The following is an 18,522-nucleotide window of genomic DNA, read 5'->3' as shown; positions in this document are numbered from 1 at the left end:
TGGCTCAAACCGAGTTTCCCACGTGCGTATCCGCTTTCGCCGGCTTTGCCTTGCCGCCTTCCTGCTGAGTACCTTCCTGACAGTTCAGCTGGCAGCGGCGGCCTACGCCTGCGCGGGCAGCCGGTATTCGATGGACGGTATGACGGACATGGCCGGTATGACCGAGTCCTGTCCCGACATGACGCAGAAGGCCGAAGCGCCGGCTGCCCATGACGGCTTGTGCCTGGAGCACTGCCAGCTTGGCTCCAAATCGGCCGACCACCCCAGCCCGCAGATTCCAGCGTTCCAGCCCGTGCTCGTCAATCTGGTTGAGCCGGCGTTGGTGCCGGTAGTCGTCAGCCAGCGAGCCGCCTACGCCGACGCGGTGCCACGCGGGCCCCCTCGCCCGCTGCCCATCCTCCACTGCTGTTTCCGAAACTAGCCTCCGCAGCAACGCCTACTATCGTGCCCTGAACCATGGTGTTCAGGGTGGTCGTTGCTTTGCGGAGGCTTTATGCATTTGCGTTCTCCCTTTGCGTATGGGTGCCGGCTGACGCTGGCCCTTACGCTGTTCGCCGCTGCCCATCCCGGATGGGCGCAGCCGGCGGCCGCACTCTCCTTGCAGGAAGCGGTAGCCCTCGCGTCTTCCGGCTCGTCGGACGCCGAAACATCGCGCTCGGCGGTCCAGTCCGCCATCGAGATGGCGGTCGCTGGCCGGCAATTGCCGGATCCGGTGCTCAAAGTCGGTGTCAATAACGTACCGGCGAACGGACCCGACCGGTTTTCCCTCGGCACGGAATCGATGACGATGCGCTCGATCAGCCTGATGCAGGAGTTCACGAGATCGGCCAAGCGTGAGGCTCGCGCCCAGCGCTTCGAAGCCGAGGCGTCGTCGGCGGAGGCCCAGCGTACGGCGGCGCTCGCCACGGTGCAGCGCGGCGCCGCGACGGCCTGGCTGGACCGCTGGTATGCCGAGCGCGCCTACAGTGTGCTCTCCGAACAGGCGCACTCCATCCAGTTGATGGTAGACGCGGCGCAGGCCGCCTATCGCGGCAACCGCGGCTCCCGTGCCGACATCGTGGCCGCCGAACTGGAACTCCAGCAACTGCAGGATCGCGAAGACGAGGCTCGCGCGGCGCTGGCATCAGCCCGTGCGATGCTGCGCCGCTGGGTGGGCCAGGCGGCCGAGCGCCCGCTGACCGAACGCCCGGCGCTCGAGGCGCCGGCTTGGCTCAACACCCTGGAGGCCGACGGCGTGGCGCAACTGCCAGACGTGGCGGCGGCCGAGGCCCAGGTCGGCGTCGCCGAGGCCGAAAGCCGCGTCGCCCGGGAGAACAAGATCCCGGATGTGAGCGTGGAACTGATGTACAGCCAGCGTGGCCCCGCTTACTCCAACATGGTTTCTCTCAATGTCTCACTGCCGCTTCCCTGGGACCAGAAGCAGCGCCAGGATCGGGAACTCGCCGCAAAGCTGGCGCAGGCCGACGCCGCGCGCGCGCAAGCCGAGGTCATACGCCGCGGCTTGATCGGACAGTTGCGTGGCAAGCAGGCGGAGCTGTCGCTCAGCCAGTCGCGGCTCGAGCGCTATCGGAACACCACCGTGCCACTGGCTAAGGCCCAGACCGAAGCGGCCCTGACCGCCTATCGCGCGGGCGCAGGCACCCTGACCGCCGTCGCCGATGCCAGTCGCAAGGCGCTCAATATTTCGCTCGAGCGCCTCAAGCTTGAAGCCGCTACCGCCCGACTCTGGGCGGATCTGGCTTTCCTGATGCCATTACCCACGGCAGCCCAGCCCACGTCACTGCAAGGAGCTCAACCATGAACAAGACCACGATCGCACGGACGGTGGCAGGCCTGATGGTGGTGGCAAGCGTTGGAGCGGCCTATTTCCTCGGTCAACAGCAAGGGCGCCAGCAGTCGCCCGCATCGGCGAGCTTTGGCAGGGACACGAGCGGCGCCAGCGGTGCCGCGCTCAAGGCGGGCGATATCGACCCGAAAACTGGCAAGCGCATCCTCTACTGGCATGACCCGATGGTGCCAGGACAGCGCTTTGACAAGCCGGGCAAGTCACCGTACATGGACATGCCGTTGTCGCCGGTATACGAAGAAGCCAGCGGCGGTGCGGCCGTCACGATTGACAGCCGCGTGACACAGAACCTTGGCATTCGCACGGCCGAGGTCAAGACCGGCCGGCTGGAGGCCGCTTTGCAGGTCCCGGGCAATGTCGCGATCAATGAACGCGGCATCGAAGTGCTCCAGGCGCGCACCAGCGGGTTCGTGGAACACGCGTATGCCCGGACCACCCTCGATCCGGTCCGCAAAGGTCAAGCGTTGGCGCAAATCTATGCGCCGGAATGGGTCGCCGCGCAGGAGGAATATCTGGCCGTGAGCCGGATGGACGGCAGCCTCCAGCGCGATCTGCGTGAGGCCGCCATTGCGCGCATGCGTCAGGTGGGTATGACCGAGAGCCATATCCGGTTGGTCCAGTCCACCGGCAAACTGCAGCCGCGGCTGGCGATCACCAGTTCGGTCGACGGCATCGTCACCGAAATCGGGGCGCGCGATGGCATGACGGTTTCGCCGGGAACGACTCTGTTTCGCATTGCGAGCCTAGCAACCGTTTGGGTCATCGCCGAGGTGCCTGAGAGCCAGGCCGCCCCGTTGCGGCCCGGCCAGACAGTGTCGGCCACCGCGGCAGCCTTGCCCGGCCACCCGCTGTCGGGCAAGGTCGACGCCATCTTGCCAGATATCAGCGCCGGCACCCGCACGGTCAAGGTGCGCATCGAATTGCAGAACAAGGCCCGTCAGCTATTGCCCGGCATGTTTGTCTCGGTGCGCTTTGACGCCGCCCCAGGGCCAGATCGTGTGCTCGTGCCAACCGAGGCGCTGATTCGCACCGGCACGCGCACCATCGCCATGGTCGCATCCGGCCAAGGCGGCTTCAGCCCCGTGGAGGTCAAGACCGGCGCGGCGGCAGGCGGTGAAACCGAAGTCATTGAAGGGCTCAAAGCGGGTCAGAAGGTGGTCGTATCAGGACAGTTCCTGATCGACTCGGAGGCGAGCCTGCGCGGCACTACTCAGCGCATGACCGCGCCCACAGCCGCCTCTGCAGCCGGCGCGTCGGCGCCTGGCGCCGCTGCGGCGCCCGGGCCGGAACATCAAGGCGTTGGGCGAATCGAGGCCGTGACCGAGCAGAGCATGACGATCTCCCATGGCGCCATTCCCTCGGCGCAGTGGGGCGCCATGGCGATGGAGTTTGGCGCGCCGCCGGCCGGCATGCCCAAGGGATTCAAGTCCGGGGATCAGGTCAGGTTCCGCTTCCGACTGGATAAGGACGGCGTGGCGACCCTGTCGGCGGTCGAGACGGCCGACACCACTGCGGGAGCCAAGCCATGATCGCCCGACTCATTCTCGCCTCCATCCGCAATCGCTTCCTGGTACTGCTCGCCACCGTCATGGTGACCGCGTGGGGACTTTGGGCGGTACAAAGTACACCGCTTGACGCCTTGCCAGACCTGTCCGATGTGCAAGTGATCATCCGCACGCCATTCCCTGGCCAGGCGCCGCAAATCGTAGAAAACCAGGTGACCTATCCGCTCACCACGACCATGCTGTCGGTGCCCGGGGCGAAGACCGTGCGCGGCTACTCGTTCTTCGGTGACTCCTATGTCTATGTGCTGTTCGAAGACGGGACTGACCTGTACTGGGCGCGCTCACGCGTGCTCGAGTACCTGAACCAAGTGCAGTCGCGATTGCCCGCGGCAGCCAAGCCCGCGCTCGGGCCCGATGCAACCGGCGTCGGCTGGATCTACGAGTATGCCTTGGTCGACAAGACCGGCCAGCATGACCTCAGCCAGCTACGGGGACTGCAGGACTGGTTCCTGCGCTTCGAGCTCAAGTCCCTGCCTAACGTCGCCGAAGTGGCCTCGCTCGGCGGCATGGTCAAGCAGTACCAGATCGTGCTGATGCCGGATCGGCTGCGCGCCTATAACCTGTCCCAAGCCAAGGTGCTGGCAGCGCTCAAGGGCGCCAACCAGGAAACCGGCGGCTCGGTGCTGGAGTTGGGCGAAGCGGAATACATGGTCCGGGCGACCGGTTATCTGAAAACGCTGGACGACTTTCGCCAGATTCCGCTGGTCACCCGCGACGCGGGCATCCCGGTACGGCTGGGCGACATTGCCACCGTGCAGCTCGGCCCCGAGATGCGGCGCGGTATTGCCGAACTGAATGGCCAGGGCGAAGTGGCCGGTGGCGTCATCGTGCTGCGCTCGGGCAAAAATGCCCTGGAAACCATCGAAGCGGTCAAGGCCAAGCTCGCCACCTTACAGAAGAGCCTACCCAAGGGCGTCGAGATCGTCACGACGTACGACCGGTCGGCACTGATCAAGCGGGCGGTGGACAACCTCACCACCAAACTGATCGAGGAATTTGCGGTCGTGGCGCTGGTCTGCCTGGTGTTTCTGTTTCACCTGCGCTCGGCGCTGGTGGCCATCGTCTCGCTGCCGCTGGGCGTGCTGGCCGCCTTCCTGGTGATGCGCTACCAGGGCGTGAATGCCAACATCATGTCGCTGGGCGGCATTGCCATCGCCATTGGCGCGATGGTCGATGCCGCGGTGGTGATGATCGAGAACGCGCACAAGCATCTTGAGCATTGGCATGCCGATAACCCACAACGCGAACTCAGCGCGCAGGAGCGCTGGCGCGTCATTGGCGAATCTGCCGCCGAGGTCGGGCCTGCCCTGTTCTTTTCGCTGTTAATCATCACGCTGTCGTTCATCCCGGTGTTCACGCTGGAGGCGCAGGAGGGCCGTCTCTTTTCGCCGCTGGCCTTCACCAAGACCTATTCCATGGCGGCCGCTGCGGGATTGTCCGTCACCTTAGTACCGGTGCTGATGGGCTACATGATCCGCGGCAAGATTCCGTCGGAACAGGCCAATCCGCTCAATCGCTGGCTGATTCGCGGCTACCAGCCGCTGCTTGGCAAGGTGCTCACCTATCCGAAGACCACTCTGGCGATTGCCGCCGTACTGCTCGTCGCCACCGCGTGGCCCATTATGCGCATCGGCGGCGAATTCATGCCGCCCCTGGATGAAGGCGATCTGCTCTACATGCCCTCGGCGTTGCCAGGTCTCTCCGCAGGCAAGGCCTCCCAGCTCCTGCAACAGACCGATCGGCTCATCAAGACCGTGCCGGAGGTCGCGACGGTGTATGGCAAGGCGGGCCGCGCCGATACCGCTACTGATCCAGCGCCAATCGAGATGTTCGAGACCACCATTCAGTTCAAGCCCAAGGACCAATGGCGTGCCGGCATGACCACCGACAAGCTGGTGGAGGAACTCGATCGGGTCGTCAGGGTGCCAGGGCTGTCTAACATCTGGGTGCCGCCGATCCGCAACCGCATCGACATGCTCGCCACCGGCATAAAAAGCCCAGTGGGGATCAAGGTCGCCGGTACGGATCTGAAGGAAATCGATCGCTTGGCTACTCGCATCGAGGAGGCCGTCAAGACGGTCCCCGGAGTCACCTCCGCGCTGGCCGAACGGCTCACTGGCGGCCGGTACATCGACGTGGATATCGACCGGGCGGTTGCCGGCCGGTATGGCCTGAACATTGAAGACGTTCAGGCCATCGTCTCCTCGGCCATCGGCGGCGAAAACGTCGGTGAAGTGGTCGACGGGCTCGCGCGCTATCCAATCAATGTCCGGTATCCGCGCGACTATCGGGACTCCATCGAGCAACTGCGCAGTCTGCCGATCGTGACCGACAAGGGGCTGCAGATAACCCTGGCCGACGTTGCGCGCATCCAGGTCGTGCAAGGACCGCCAATGCTGCGCAGTGAAAATGCGCGGCTCTCCGGATGGATCTACGTCGACATTCGCGGCAGGGACCTGCGCTCGGCCGTGCTGGACATGCAGGCGGCGGTGGCCAAAGCCGTCCCGATGCCAGGCGGATACTCCCTGAGCTGGTCAGGGCAGTTCGAGTATCTCGAGCGCGCTACCGCCAAGCTGAAGGTGGTGGTGCCGTTCACCCTGTTGATCATCTTCGTCTTGCTTTATCTGGTGTTCGGCCGGCTGGATGAGGCGCTGCTCATCATGGGGACGCTACCGCTCGCCTTGATCGGCGGCTTCTGGCTACTCTATCTGCTGGGCTATAACCTGTCGGTAGCCGGGATTGTCGGCTTCATCGCACTCGCCGGGGTCGCTGCGGAATTTGGCGTCATCATGCTGCTCTATCTGAAACACGCTTGGCAGGAACGGCTTGAGGATGGTCAAAGCAATCTCGCGGCCCTGCTCGATGCGATCCAGGAAGGCGCCGTGCTGCGTGTGCGCCCGAAGGCGATGACCGTGGCGGTGATTCTGGCCGGCCTGCTTCCGATCATGTGGTCGCACGGCACCGGCTCAGAAGTAATGCAGCGCATCGCTGCCCCGATGGTTGGTGGCATGGTGACGGCGCCGCTGCTGTCCATGTTTGTGGTGCCGGCGGTGTACCTGCTGTTACGCCGCCGCCAGCTCAAGCAGACTTCCCTTTCCCCCCACCACCTCTCACCTCAGGAGGAATCGCAATGAAATACCTCAAAACCCTCGCGGCCGTCGTGGCCATCCTTACTGGGCCGGTCGCATTCGCCGCGGGTTCAATGGACGGCATGGACATGAAGGCCCCGGCCGCCTCACCACAGGCACCTCGACCGGTGCCCGCAGAGATCAAGAAGATCGATGCGCAAGCCGGCAAGGTTACGCTCAAGCACGGCCCCATCGAGAACCTGGGCATGCCCGGAATGACCATGGCGTTTCCGGTCAAGGATCGCGCCTCGCTTAGCCAGTTCAAGGAAGGCGAAGCCGTGTCGGTGACCTTCGACAAGGTGGATGGCGCGCCCACGGTCGTGGACATGCAGCGCAAATAATTCACGCCATGCGCGCACGGTTTGCTGCCAAGCAGGCCGTGCGCGCCCTAGCTCCTGGCAGGCTTGCTAATATCAAGCCGCCTGGTTTCGCGTTGCATTGCGCAGAGTCCCTGACAGGCCAGATCCAAATCGAACCCCTATCGTGCCCCGCTCCCTTTTTGATCTGCCCCACGATGTCCTTGTTGTCGTCCTGAGCTCACTGGCAATCATCCTTTGTATGCTCGGCCTGTTTGCCTGGTATGTCAGACGCCGACATGGCCCTGCCTCGAGAATGCGCAATCCGCGCGGCGCGGCGTCGCGTAAGCGCAACAGAAAATCGACGAGACGTCGCAAATAGCGGCCACAACGGTTCGTTCGCAGCGGAATTCGATGCAGCACCGGTTCGTGCCTGCCTCGGCATCGACGGGGCGGTCATGCCCTTGCTCGGCGCACTACGCTGCCGCCCAGACTAGCAACAACTCAGTCCGCCCATCATGCGCTGGTGCATCAACAGCATGCCGACCGCACCCAAGAGGGCGATCACGCCGATGGTAGCGCGTACGGTCAAGATGATTCTCCAAATGGTCGATCTATTCATGGCGCTCCCTTCCTGACGTCACCTTGCGTTGCCATCATCGCCGTCGCGATCTCCCGGGCAATGGCGCTTGGTCGAACGGACGCGCCCAATGCCTAATGGCAACCTCGTCATCGACGCGGCATGAGCTTGACGGAATGAGGGGGAGGTCGGCAAACCGCGCCAAGATGTGGGCTGTACTTGGTACCGCTGTGTGCAACTTGCCCTTGGGAGCATGCTCGCGTTCGGGATGATGATCAATGTTGCGCGGCATCATGGCTACTGCCTGTGCTGCCCCCCTTTTTCTGCTCCTGATTGGCCCGATGCCTGCGCTGCGGGCTGGCGCGGGCCAGCCGCACGGTGCCCACCAATCTCTGCACCGAACTGTTCATTGTTGTCGCCAGCCGACCGATCGACCATGTCGCGGTACTCGGTTGGCGTCAGGGCGGGCAGCTTATCCAGAAAAGCGACGAGATCCCAGATTGCCTCGTCGTCGTGATCGCTGCCCCACGCTGGCATGCCGGTCATCTTCAAGCCGTGTTTGATCACAACAAAGGCATGCTTCGGATCGGCCCGGCCCTGGTCCAGGCGCGGCGGCGCGGGATACAGTCCACGCGTCAACTGGCTGTCGGGCAAGCCCGGTGCGCGGTGGCACGCCACGCACATGGATGCATATTGGCCGGCGCCTTTGAGAACGCGCTGGGCATCATTCAGATTCGGCGGCTCCAGTTTGTCGGCTTGCTGGCCAATGGCGCGCGAACGCACCATCGCCAGGACTTTCTCTGTAATCGGCCAGTGCGGTTCGTCGGCGGCCACACTATAGGCGCCCGAGTACGCGATCCCGAATACAGCTGCGGCGGCAAGGAGCAGCAGCGCAATGATCGAAATTGTGAAGGTTCTCATTGCGAGTCTCTGTCGCTGGCCGCGTCGGAAGCGTTACGCCGCGCACCTTCGTCATCGGACTGGCGTGCTGACATAGCGGGACGCCCGCGCGTGTCATTTGACGCCGTCTCGGTTGTATGGCACTCCCCGACTTCGTGGTTTTGAAGGAGGACCAGTTGATTGCGCAGCGGGGACAGCGCCGGGCCTTCTAGCACTTGGCCATCGGGGGAGTACCGGCTGCCATGACATGGACAATCCCAACTGCGTTCGACGGCATTCCAGTGCACCATGCACTTCATGTGGGTGCAAACTGCCGATACCACGTGAAGCGCGCCGGCTGCGTCGCGATAGGCCGCCACCCGTTCGTGCCCCAGCCGCACGATCGCCCCTTGCCCCGGCGCCAGCGCCTGCGCCGGCTTGGCGCTGCGGTACGTCACATAGTCGTGGAAGAACTCCTTGGCAACGCCGGTGTTCGCCTTGAACATGTCCGACCCTGCCCGCCCAGGATGAAACCGACGCACGCGATACAATTCGCTCCAACGATTCTCACGCCCATTGATTTGGTCAGCAATCAGTCGACCGGCCAGCGTGCCGTACACAAGGCCGTCGGTAGAGAAGCCCGTGGCGACATAGAAGCCAGCACTGTCCTGACCGATATAGGGCAATTCGTCGGGCGAGTGATAGTGTTGCGCCGACCACCGCCAGGCCGGCTCGCCTAACTGCAAGGCGGTCTGCGCTTCGGCGATCAATCGCGCCAGAGCCGCGGCGGCATCATGACGACCCGTTTCGTGATGTTCACCAATGCAAAGCAAATACCGCTGGCCGTCGGTTTCGAATGAACGCACGGATAAACGCGGCATGCCCAAGGCCCAGAATATGCCTGGCGCTAGAACATCTCCCCCAAGCCGAAAGGCGAGGCCATACTCGCGGCGAACTTGCATGCCCGCCTGGATAAAATGAAACCCAATGGGAGTATGCGTCGCCAGCACGATGTGGCGACCGACCAGCCTGCCAGCGGGGGTCCGCACGACCCCTGACCCCGCATCCAGCTCCATGGCTGGACTGTGCTCGTAGACCTGCACTCCACATTGCTCGGCGTGCGCGGCCAGGGCATGCATGTAGCGCAGTGGATGGAATTGGGCTTGCCCGGGCAACACCAGAACCCGCCCGTAAGGTACAGGTAGCGGCTTTGGCACGTGGTCAGTCCAGTCAACGGCCATGCCCGCCAATCTCGCCGCGTCCAACTCGTCCTGAAGTCGCCCTTCTGCTTGCTCACTAATCGCGTATTGGAACATCGGGCAGCGCCGAAACGCGCAGTCTGAATGCCTGACAGTGGTTTGCTGCTCGATCCAGGCGATGGCTTCAGTGCGTGAAGCCACCACTGCTCGCGCTGTCTGGGCATCCCATTTCTTGACAAGGGCCGCAAGACCGTCAGCGACCGTTGCATAGAGATTGCCTGTCGAACCGCCCGTAGCGCCGCGCCCAATGCGATGCGCATCAATGACAGCCACCGAACGCCCTTGCTGGGCCAAAATCAGCGCGGTAGTCAGGCCGACAATGCCCGCGCCGACCACGATGACCTCAACCTGAATCCGGCCGGTCAGCGCCGCCCGGTGCGGCAATGTAGAAGTCGCCGCCCACAGTGATGTCATGCCCATCCGTAGCCTCCCTCAGTTGGCCATGCGCAGTTTGGTGACACTTCCACCAGCACGGCATTTAAAGTGCCAACTCAATGTCGTCGTCAGTCGGCTTATGCACGCATGACGCTTGCCAAGGGGAACCTTACGCGCGCGTCATTATCGTGTAATCAATGCGAGCGAAAACATTGCGACGGATCGGAAAATTAAGAGAAATCGCGATTTACCACGCTGCCACTTTCATATTGCTCCGTTGCCATCCGCCACGCGCGCGCATGTTCTACTACGTGTCCTTGTATGTTTCGCCATGTGAGCAAAGTCAAACCTGACTACTTCTTGATTGAAACGATGTGCCTTCTACAATGGTCCGCATACCAACGAGAGATCGATGAGGAGAGGCTGCCATGAACCGCACACGGCCCAACGACGCATCGCAGAGGGAGGGGCTGGCACCCACGATCAAGCCGCCGCGCTCAGTATCTCCCCACGTGGCGCATCTGTATGGCGGCGGGACTCTTCACAATGTCGGCCCTGCCCACTTGGTCTGCCGTCCTTGGTCGCGCCATCACAGCCAACTTTGAAGTTGCGCTGATGGTGCTCCTGATCGACCATCACTACTCCGCCTTGCGCATGACCGAGTTGGCTACCTGGTACCGACCCGCGCCGTAGCGGCCAACTTTAGAACAAGATCAAGTCAAATGCTCGTCAGGAGAATCGTGCCCAGCGGGAAGAGATCCTGCGATTACTCGCGATGCTACGCGATTGGTATGGCGTTCCCTATCAGCCCCGAGCCCGGCCGAAGCAGCAGGCCGCCATCGAGATCCTCGAACGAGTTCAACTGGGCAAGGGCTTTGAGCACGCCTTTCTCGAAGTCTTTAGCAGGCACCACTTCACTTCGCTGGAGCCGCTCAATGTCCGCATCACCGGCGCAGATCGGCGGCATGATGCGCTCATCCGGATGTGCAACGAGACGTGGCATGCCGAAGGCATGGGCATTGACGCGAAATGCTGGAGCGTGACTTTAACATTCCAGACTACCAGCCGTTTAGCGGCATGCAGCCGCTGCATGCCGCTACACGGTAGCCCTCGCGGCCAACATCGCGGGGATGACTGAAGATGTATGTGCGCTTGAAAAGGAGCGGTGCACAGCCAATGTCTTCTTTCTTGCGGAGCATCCGTCATGCTGATCCTACAACCCAAACTGCATACGAATCGCCGGCTTGTTGTGGCGGCTTGCCTTTTGCTGACGGGCATCTCATCCGGCCTTGCGCAACATGCTTCCGGTGAACACGGTCAAAGCGCCGTGCCAGGCGGCTCCGCCGCACAAGAGATTCACGGCTCGATGGCGCCAGGCATGGACAAAATGTTGGCGATGCAACCGTCAGGCAACGTTGACAAGGATTTTGCCACGATGATGAAGATGCACCACCAGATGGCGATCGACATGGCCAAGACTGAACTGGCAAAAGGCGACTCGAAAGAAATGAAAGCCTTGGCGAAACAGATCATCAAGGATGCACAACGCGATATCGGCAAGTTCGATCGCTGGTTAGACCAAGGCAAGACACCCGGGTGACCCTGGCCTCTGGCGCCCCAATTGATCTGAGGAGCACAAGCGGCACAACGGCATCCGGGGTTGGTACGCCGGATGCCGATTTCGGGCTTTTTCGTCGAAATCTGTGCATCGAAAAAAACGAAGTCCCCGCAGCCTAGGTGCTGCGGGGACTTTTAAGCATGCTGGACCCCGGGGAGAGAGGCACCAGCTATGGCAAGATGGACGCGCCGCTTACCCCGCCAGCGTCGATCAGGCACTATCAAATATAGAACGCACGAGTTAACCGTGATGTTGCGCACGCATTACAACTTAGCAATCGAATCCGGGGGTCTTCAGTATGCGCGGAAGGCCCTAGCCGCCTGGCTACCTTGGCACGCGGAGCTGCCATCCCGCAGCCGATGCTCAACAGGCAGTGGTAACGAGACCACGTTCCCATGAGTCGAAGATGAAATCGTTCAGTTGGCATGGCATCACGCTGCGTGCAGGCATGCATCTTTGGTCCAATCCAAGACGACGCGGTACCGAGGCCGCTCTGCCAACCGTCATGCGAGCGCCGACGCTGTTTGACCTAGTCGTGCTTGCGGAGCAATGGGCAATCGCCGAACCGGAATGCATCAACGATCAGTTATTGACGCGAGGCGAGATCACCGCCCGACAGCATGCCAACACACAGGACTTTCTGGATCGTATCGCCAATGCGAATCGCGCCCGCGCTACTGTCCTCTGCAATAGCGGCAATAGGCCGACCAAGTGATGCATAAGGTGTATGACGCACCGCTATACATGACACGCTGTCCATTTCGGGATAGGCCACCGATGCCTGAGCATCCCTCAGCACAGCACACGAGGCGCTCATCATCGGCTCGGTAAACGGCCTTAAACCAGGAGAACGAAGAACGTTTAGCCAAGCGAACCGCAGAATTAGGGAGGCGTGGGATTCCCCAGGAAGAGAGCGCTATCGGGCGCCCGTCCATTCCTCCAGAGGCGCTCTTCCTACTGAGTTGTTCTTGCTCATTTTGCTTACTTCTCAAGCGTCTGGCACGCCGGCCGCAAACACAGCTGCTCGTTGCCAATCCCGCTCGGTAAGCGGTAAATGAATCACTATCCTGTTCAGCATGCGCTGTGACGGCTCAGACGATTGCGTCAAATACCTTTCGACTTTGGACGGTTTTTTTCCTCTGTCATTGGCGCCAATTGGGCTCCCAAGGACGCACTAATCCGGCATACTGAAGGTCCTTCCACAACATCTCCGCATGCCTCTTTAGTAAAAGTCCGTGTGCGACGGCACACGGGAAAAAGAATCCCGGCCACGTCCGATTAGTTCCTGCGGGCCAGCACGCAACGTCGATTGCTTGCAACAACGCCCGGATCGATTTTTCGTCGCATCCGCGAATACGCAGTTGGTGCCTAGCAAAACGATCTCCACATTGTCGCCTTACTGTTCGTCTTGATATTCGCCTTGCAGCCGTTGACCAGGTCAACCAGGCTCGCCACGTACAGCTTCGGTGATGCTAGTCGTAATGAGGTTTAGCCCACGAGATATAGAGCGTCTTCATGTATCGCCTCTCAAACCGGTGCGTGCCAGCTGCCTTGGCCGGGGTCTCGGCCGTGCGCAACGCCGCGCTGGTCATGGCGTCCAGGTTGCCGGCATAGGCGGGCAGGTAGTGCGCCGCGCCTTCGACCTCGAGGAACATGGACATCTTAAGGTCAATCAGGCGCTCGACGACGTCGAGAATGCACAACGGCGGTTGCGTGGCGGCGCTACGCGCCTCGCCAGCGCGTAAGCTTACAACTAATAACAGAAGCCATTGATCAGAAAAGCCAAGCTGCACGCCAATTCTGGCTTGTTGACTATCGATGCGCTACGGCGCAAAAATTAGGGCGAACATCATCTGGCGACCGGGCCGATCGAGTATTTTCAGCTCTGGCAACATCCCCTCCAATGCGCGCTGCCGTCCGCGTTTCCTCAGTATGACTCCGTTCACTGAAACGGCCTTAACGGCATACCCGCCACACTCTCGAATGCGATGAAGCCCCGGCAACACCCTTCATTCCCAAAAATAGCCATAGTCGAACTTTCCATGAGTTCAACCAGAACACTTTGCCAATACAATGGCTTTCCGCGACCAAGGATTTTGAAGATGGTGGCATAGAGGCAGAGCGTCACGGCGCGCACGGACAAGCGGGTTAGGCAGCGGCCGTACAAAGATTGCACCTCCCTTCCCGCGTAGACATGTCGAAGACCGTCTGTCAATGCGTACCGGCACGAAGCCGCCCCGCCGTCAAAAAAATACCGGAGAATGTGAAGGGCTGCAACGTGACGATCTAGCGACCGTAGTCTCAATTGAACACCGTCGGTCCACACTATCGAACATTGTCGCTCCGGGAACAGTAGCAATCTTGATAACAGCCATTTCGCCAGCATGCGTAGCGTAGCGCGATACACGAGATCGACGTAATGTCGCTCCTCCGTCCGACGTCTACCGTAAAACAATTGCGTTCCATCTCGACGCAAACACCAACTGAGTATCGTTACAGCGTGCTTCGAATTCTCCAGGCTTGGGGGTAGGACTGGGGCAAGACGCACGCATAACGCGTAGGCAAGTGTTTCACGCCATTGCCAGTACCGACTTACCGCAGCATCGGCAGACCCAACCTCAGCATGAGCCATATGCAGACGGTTTGTCCAAGCCATTAGGTTGTCAAACCGTCGGTGAAGTTCTCGTCCGTGATCTCGAAATTCGTGATGCATTGCGGGGACAAACTCCGCGCCTGAAATCCACGATAGGCAATAGTTGCACTGATAAGGTTTCCACGAGCTGCAGGCGTCAACCACGGGAGGTAAGGGGTGCCCACAGCTCTGACAAAGGGAAGTTAGCGGTACCGCATGGACAGGGCACAATGGAAGCGCAACGCATTGGAACCAAAAGCTGTGGTATCCCGACTCCAAACACAGCGGACATATCCTCAGCGTCGACGAGAACATTGCATTTAAGAGGCAGGCCGCGCGCCCACTCATGGTGTTCGCTTCCTCAGCCGGGCGCTGCAGTATGACCGCAGCAGTCTCCAAGGCTCCGGCTAAGGCATCAGACACTTCGAAGTAAGATTCATGCCTAATACCCCAGTAACGTTTGACATGCAGCCTTCTTAGCTCGCCCTCGCCTAGGTCATTCAATTGAACCCATCGCATCAACACAGACAGGGTCGACTCATAGGGAAGCGGGCCCCACTCGACGCCTGTCCAACCCAGCAGTCGCTTGCCTTTGTCGGTCGCTACCGTAACCATGCGGACCACCAGTTTCTAGTCGTCTAACTTACCGACAGCATGCGCTGCCGCCGCAGTCCAAAATCTCTTCTTCAAGTACCCGTGGTCAAAGTCGTCGTCCGCAACACGAACAGCCAAATATGGCAGCGCTTCGAAAATTCGACGGCTTAGCAGGCATTCCTCCTCTCTATGGCCATTTTCGTCTTCTATTTCCTTCTTTCTAATTTGACCAAACTCCGTGAATGCTGCCCAGAGGTCGTCCACGTGATTCTCGAACCGAAATCCGTTTGAAAACGCTTTGGGAAAAAAATATCGAGTCCACGTGCATCCGGAGCCCGGCGGCCAGATCTTGGAATCGACAGCGCGAAGCACCTCTCGCAGGGAATCTTTGTCGTAGCCACGCAGTCTCACTCTATGAAGACCGAACCTATCGGCACATGCACCGGCAGGTCCTATCTCTATCATGGTTGTCAGCATATTCTTCATAAATGGTTCCTCGCCACAGGTCACCACGGTCAATGATATCCCCTTTTTTTCCAGTTCATTTTGTATGTCTTTTAGAAATCCAAAGTCCTCGGGTAGAAATGCCTGTGCTTCATCAAGAAGCAAGACCACCATTTTCCACAGCGTCATGCTAGCCAACACCTCCAACTTATCGACGACTCGCGCTTTGAGCCTAGCAGTCTCTCCGGTGAGAGTAGGATGATCTATCGATCGTAGGAATTCGATGAAATATGCACGAATCGAATTGGCGTGTCTGTTTGCCGCTGCATAGAATAGTATTGCAAAGCTATCTTCAAAGTCGTTTGGCAACTGTTCACGCAACGCCCGCAGAAATGACGTTTTCCCTTCTCCCCTATCCTCGGAGATGTAGAAGCTTCGACGCTGCAATACGCATAGCTTGCATGCGGCATACGCGTGTCTTATCGGCGGCGTCCACAAGGGACTATTGGTGTCGTGCGCGAGAAGTGGATGTGTACCGGTTTGCAGACGGCTACGGAGACTATCGACATTCTTTTCAGACATCATCATCTCTCCTTGTGTTGCGGAATGCCGTGAACACTCCCCGGAGGTCTCTGCTGCGATGCTCAGGAGACGACGTGGTTGGCTTCTCCGCTGGGTCGTACGCGATCTCCCGCTGTAGTTTGGCGATTCTCAAGGCCTCGCGTTTGCTTCGCTTTTTGGGCTTCTGGTCGAGGAGTGCCTGACGCCTCGCCTTTAAAGTTTCATGCACAGCCTGAGGGTCTCGATCTGCTGGACTTGCCAAGGCGTCCCGATTCATGACTCTCCGAGCCAGAATCGAATACTTCCAGTCTGCCCAGCGGGCGTCCGGATTTAATTGCCCGAGGTCCCGCCCAGTACCGAGGACGACGGCCCATGCTTTGCGAATGTCCATCCGCTGGACTTGAAGCTCCACTTTCTGTCCGATCAACGTGAAGTCAGAGGAAAGTCGCTCATTTGTATAGCGGCATCGATCAAATTGAACATAGGGCCGCACGCCCTTCTTCACTGAGCCACGGACACTGGCCACCACCTTATGCATCAGTAGTCGTAATTCTGGCTCGCTCGCGTTTGGCAAAGGCTGTGGTACCCAATCGAGTTCCGGCCGCATCGCATAGTCTTCCAATGTGTCCCGAATCGTGCTTCGGAAGAGTTTTTCCGGGGTAAATACCGTGTGATGTTCTGCGATGACGGCATCGAGAATTGCCGTAAGATCCCTGTCACGCAGCGTGTACCGTGCTGCCTCCTTCTCTGGCTCGCGGCGCCGCGGGTCATGCGGCCCGCTGCCATAGGTACACCGAAGTCGATGGAGGCCCCGCTCAGCAAGCTTTCCATTGAGTCGTTCAATAAAGGGGCGAAGCCACCAGGCACGTGGAACGCCGAACTCGACAGCGCAACCAAGTACATCGATGACATTGTTCACAAAGTCATTGGCAACGTTCGCCCACCCATTGTCGACTTTAAGTAGGCAACACCCCTGGCGGGCGCATAGGGGAATCAGATTCGGCAGGAGTGAAGCCTGGTCAGGTACGACATCGCGCATCAACGGTGCGTCGTCGTCCTGTGCTGCCGGCATCAACGAACTAAGGACAGTCTGGAGGGCCGTATCGGACGACGGCTCGGCCTCATAAGCGACGTGATAGCCGCATACGCCCCCACTGCACTCGTCGGCCAACACCCCGACATACCAACGAGCGACAAGCAACCTATGTAGGTGGCCATAGCGGTCCTCGAATTCGATGTACCCGGGCGCATCCTGCCGGACATAATCTAATTCCAAGATCGAAAATGGCATCCACGCTTGGATCAAGCGTGGATGCCCTTTCCCGATCCTCAAGTGCCACGCGGCCTCCTCCCCACTGCGCTCCCGGATGTATGCGGTAGGACTGGTTTTCAACAGCGCGTGCAAATACTTCTGCAGCGCAGAGTATCCGAGATTGCGCGTATTCAATGGCCACTCGCCCGGCTTGAGCTTTCCTTTTAATTCCTCAAGGAACTCCCTGTGAATGTTGGCAATTGACTTCCTGGCCTCGACATACTCGCCATCATCATTCTGACCCAGAAACTGTTTTATGACTCGCTTACGTAGCCAGGGAAACCGGAGAAACAGCTGTCCGAGTGCACCAGCAAATCCGTTTGAGCAACTTGTGCCCAATACGAAATTACGCACGACCGGTTTGTTGCGCGTGTATGCCACCACGTGAAGCCCGGGATGGAGCGCACGAAAACCGAAGATCCGCTTATCCGGAGCGACGGCGATGCAACGCTTGATGATGCGACGTAGATTATCATCCGAAATCAGCGTTTGTGCTGCAATGTCCGGGAAACTGTATCCTGCCATGTAGAGGGCGACTGCTTCTTTTTTGCGGGCTACTCCACGACGTGCATTTTCATCGAGTTGAGATACGTCAATATCTGGCCAAGCTTCAATATCTTGCAATGCGGCAGGAATCAAAGAACGTCTCGCACCTGCTTTCATTTTTCGATCCTCGAGATCAAGGAACGACGTGAAAACAATTGCTTCTTGAGCTCGGTTCGCAAAACCCCTACCGCCAGTTGATGTGCAACGGCAGCCAGCATAATGGCAACATCTATGCCGGGTTGAGCAATGACTTCGCTCAGCGCAACGGTATGGCGGTCCTCAAAGAGGGCTCTGAGCACTAACAGCTCTTTGCCTGCGTACTTGCCATGAGCACGGGTACGTGCTGCGCAGAGGAACCTCCAATTGTGCGGGAGTAGCCCGGCAGCGCGAATTTGTGCTTCGGTCTTAACAATGATGGGATAGGGGCACTGATCTTCCTTTGGCAAGCCACGCCGACTGAAGTACCAGCGCTCAATGGATTCATCCATAAAATGGACGTCCACGGCGTTGGAAGCGGAAACATCGCCGGCAAAATCTGAGCACAAGAGATACCGGCGAATCTCGGGATTCCCCTCCGCCAACATGAGGTGCCAGAAGCAAACTTGCCCAAATACCGCCAACCGCTTGTCGTTCTTGGGCGACTCAAAGACGTACAGATTGCGCAAGCCTCGTCCAGGCAAGTCAACATAATGCCGCGCAGCGATCGTTCGCGGCAAAACTACCGCATGTGCCTCGTGTTTCATCGCAGCTCCTCGGATTTGAGGGATGAGACCAGGCTTAACGCGGCGGCAAACAAAGATCCCCTTGACTTCCTGGCAAAAATGAAGCAGAGTCAATCCAGACTTGGAGAAATTTTGGGCAAGCGCGCGAAAGGCACTGGCCAGGAT

The 18,522-nt window shown here is 59.7% G+C and carries 13 protein-coding genes and 1 pseudogene; 7 read left to right on the top strand and 7 right to left on the bottom strand.

What is annotated here, in order from left to right; translation table 11 throughout:
• The first annotated feature begins 22 nt into the window (after positions 1 to 22).
• The 5 genes from CTP10_RS39900 (at position 23) to CTP10_RS39880 (ending at position 6,880) form a co-directional block, all read left to right on the top strand.
• Complete coding sequence (locus CTP10_RS39900; protein ID WP_062799425.1) at positions 23 to 421, top strand: hypothetical protein; 399 nt, start codon at positions 23 to 25, stop codon at positions 419 to 421.
• A gap of 72 nt (positions 422 to 493) precedes the next feature.
• Positions 494 to 1,801: a TolC family protein gene (locus CTP10_RS39895; protein ID WP_062799428.1), complete on the top strand. Its 1,308-nt coding sequence runs from the start codon at positions 494 to 496 to the stop codon at positions 1,799 to 1,801.
• Positions 1,798 to 3,375, top strand: a complete 1,578-nt coding sequence (locus tag CTP10_RS39890) for an efflux RND transporter periplasmic adaptor subunit (protein WP_062799430.1) — start codon at positions 1,798 to 1,800, stop codon at positions 3,373 to 3,375. Before CTP10_RS39895 ends, CTP10_RS39890 begins: the two co-directional genes overlap by 4 nt.
• The gene (locus CTP10_RS39885) at positions 3,372 to 6,545 is read left to right on the top strand and encodes an efflux RND transporter permease subunit (RefSeq protein WP_062799432.1); all 3,174 of its coding nucleotides are present in this window, start codon (positions 3,372 to 3,374) and stop codon (positions 6,543 to 6,545) included. Before CTP10_RS39890 ends, CTP10_RS39885 begins: the two co-directional genes overlap by 4 nt.
• Positions 6,542 to 6,880, top strand: coding sequence for a copper-binding protein (locus CTP10_RS39880; RefSeq protein ID WP_062799435.1), 339 nt, complete (start codon positions 6,542 to 6,544; stop codon positions 6,878 to 6,880). The genes CTP10_RS39885 and CTP10_RS39880 overlap by 4 nt, the downstream gene beginning before the upstream one ends.
• 832 nt (positions 6,881 to 7,712) lie before the next feature.
• On the opposite strand, the gene CTP10_RS39875 is transcribed toward CTP10_RS39880, so the two are convergent.
• The 3 genes from CTP10_RS39875 to CTP10_RS39865 form a co-directional block, all read right to left on the bottom strand.
• Positions 7,713 to 8,336 (bottom strand): c-type cytochrome, encoded by a 624-nt coding sequence (locus CTP10_RS39875; protein WP_062799437.1) that lies wholly within the window; start codon positions 8,334 to 8,336, stop codon positions 7,713 to 7,715.
• Positions 8,333 to 9,973, bottom strand: coding sequence for an FAD-dependent oxidoreductase (locus tag CTP10_RS39870; RefSeq protein ID WP_116322060.1), 1,641 nt, complete (start codon positions 9,971 to 9,973; stop codon positions 8,333 to 8,335). Before CTP10_RS39870 ends, CTP10_RS39875 begins: the two co-directional genes overlap by 4 nt.
• Positions 9,974 to 10,706: 733 nt before the next feature.
• On the bottom strand, positions 10,707 to 10,931 hold the full coding sequence (locus CTP10_RS39865) for a hypothetical protein (RefSeq protein WP_147316270.1): 225 nt from the start codon (positions 10,929 to 10,931) through the stop codon (positions 10,707 to 10,709).
• A gap of 201 nt (positions 10,932 to 11,132) precedes the next feature.
• On the opposite strand from CTP10_RS39865, the gene CTP10_RS39860 reads away from it, so the two are divergent.
• Both CTP10_RS39860 and CTP10_RS39855 read left to right on the top strand, forming a co-directional pair.
• Positions 11,133 to 11,528: a DUF305 domain-containing protein gene (locus tag CTP10_RS39860; RefSeq protein WP_082818930.1), complete on the top strand. Its 396-nt coding sequence runs from the start codon at positions 11,133 to 11,135 to the stop codon at positions 11,526 to 11,528.
• Between the two features lie 424 nt (positions 11,529 to 11,952).
• On the top strand, positions 11,953 to 12,261 hold the full coding sequence (locus CTP10_RS39855) for a hypothetical protein (RefSeq protein WP_147316269.1): 309 nt from the start codon (positions 11,953 to 11,955) through the stop codon (positions 12,259 to 12,261).
• A 757-nt stretch (positions 12,262 to 13,018) separates the two neighbouring features.
• Here CTP10_RS39855 and CTP10_RS39850 read toward each other — a convergent pair.
• From CTP10_RS39850 to CTP10_RS39835, 4 genes and pseudogenes are all read right to left on the bottom strand, one after another.
• Positions 13,019 to 13,219, bottom strand: a pseudogene (locus tag CTP10_RS39850) (hypothetical protein); the annotation flags it as partial.
• Between the two features lie 1,589 nt (positions 13,220 to 14,808).
• Positions 14,809 to 15,804 carry an ATP-binding protein gene (locus CTP10_RS39845; protein WP_116322058.1) on the bottom strand — a complete coding sequence of 332 codons (996 nt, stop codon included), beginning with the start codon at positions 15,802 to 15,804 and terminating at the stop codon, positions 14,809 to 14,811.
• Complete coding sequence (locus CTP10_RS39840) at positions 15,791 to 17,752, bottom strand: hypothetical protein (RefSeq protein WP_147316268.1); 1,962 nt, start codon at positions 17,750 to 17,752, stop codon at positions 15,791 to 15,793. The genes CTP10_RS39845 and CTP10_RS39840 overlap by 14 nt, the downstream gene beginning before the upstream one ends.
• Complete coding sequence (locus CTP10_RS39835; RefSeq protein WP_116322056.1) at positions 17,749 to 18,378, bottom strand: hypothetical protein; 630 nt, start codon at positions 18,376 to 18,378, stop codon at positions 17,749 to 17,751. The genes CTP10_RS39840 and CTP10_RS39835 overlap by 4 nt, the downstream gene beginning before the upstream one ends.
• Positions 18,379 to 18,522 lie beyond the last annotated feature (144 nt).

The organism is Cupriavidus sp. P-10 (genome assembly GCF_003402535.2).
GTDB lineage: Bacteria > Pseudomonadota > Gammaproteobacteria > Burkholderiales > Burkholderiaceae > Cupriavidus.
This window is presented reverse-complemented; position numbering and strand designations above follow the sequence as displayed.

Bases quoted from the DNA above. Each gene is read 5' to 3' on its own strand.
- CTP10_RS39835 (WP_116322056.1), bottom strand. From the start codon at position 18,378: ATGAAACACGAGGCACATGCGGTAGTTTTGCCGCGAACGATCGCTGCG.
- CTP10_RS39865 (WP_147316270.1), bottom strand. From the start codon at position 10,931: ATGCCACGTCTCGTTGCACATCCGGATGAGCGCATCATGCCGCCGATC.
- CTP10_RS39890 (WP_062799430.1), top strand. From the start codon at position 1,798: ATGAACAAGACCACGATCGCACGGACGGTGGCAGGCCTGATGGTGGTG.
- CTP10_RS39870 (WP_116322060.1), bottom strand. From the start codon at position 9,973: ATGGGCATGACATCACTGTGGGCGGCGACTTCTACATTGCCGCACCGG.
- CTP10_RS39840 (WP_147316268.1), bottom strand. From the start codon at position 17,752: ATGAAAGCAGGTGCGAGACGTTCTTTGATTCCTGCCGCATTGCAAGAT.
- CTP10_RS39855 (WP_147316269.1), top strand. From the start codon at position 11,953: ATGAAATCGTTCAGTTGGCATGGCATCACGCTGCGTGCAGGCATGCAT.
- CTP10_RS39880 (WP_062799435.1), top strand. From the start codon at position 6,542: ATGAAATACCTCAAAACCCTCGCGGCCGTCGTGGCCATCCTTACTGGG.
- CTP10_RS39860 (WP_082818930.1), top strand. From the start codon at position 11,133: ATGCTGATCCTACAACCCAAACTGCATACGAATCGCCGGCTTGTTGTG.
- CTP10_RS39845 (WP_116322058.1), bottom strand. From the start codon at position 15,804: ATGATGATGTCTGAAAAGAATGTCGATAGTCTCCGTAGCCGTCTGCAA.
- CTP10_RS39895 (WP_062799428.1), top strand. From the start codon at position 494: ATGCATTTGCGTTCTCCCTTTGCGTATGGGTGCCGGCTGACGCTGGCC.
- CTP10_RS39885 (WP_062799432.1), top strand. From the start codon at position 3,372: ATGATCGCCCGACTCATTCTCGCCTCCATCCGCAATCGCTTCCTGGTA.
- CTP10_RS39875 (WP_062799437.1), bottom strand. From the start codon at position 8,336: ATGAGAACCTTCACAATTTCGATCATTGCGCTGCTGCTCCTTGCCGCC.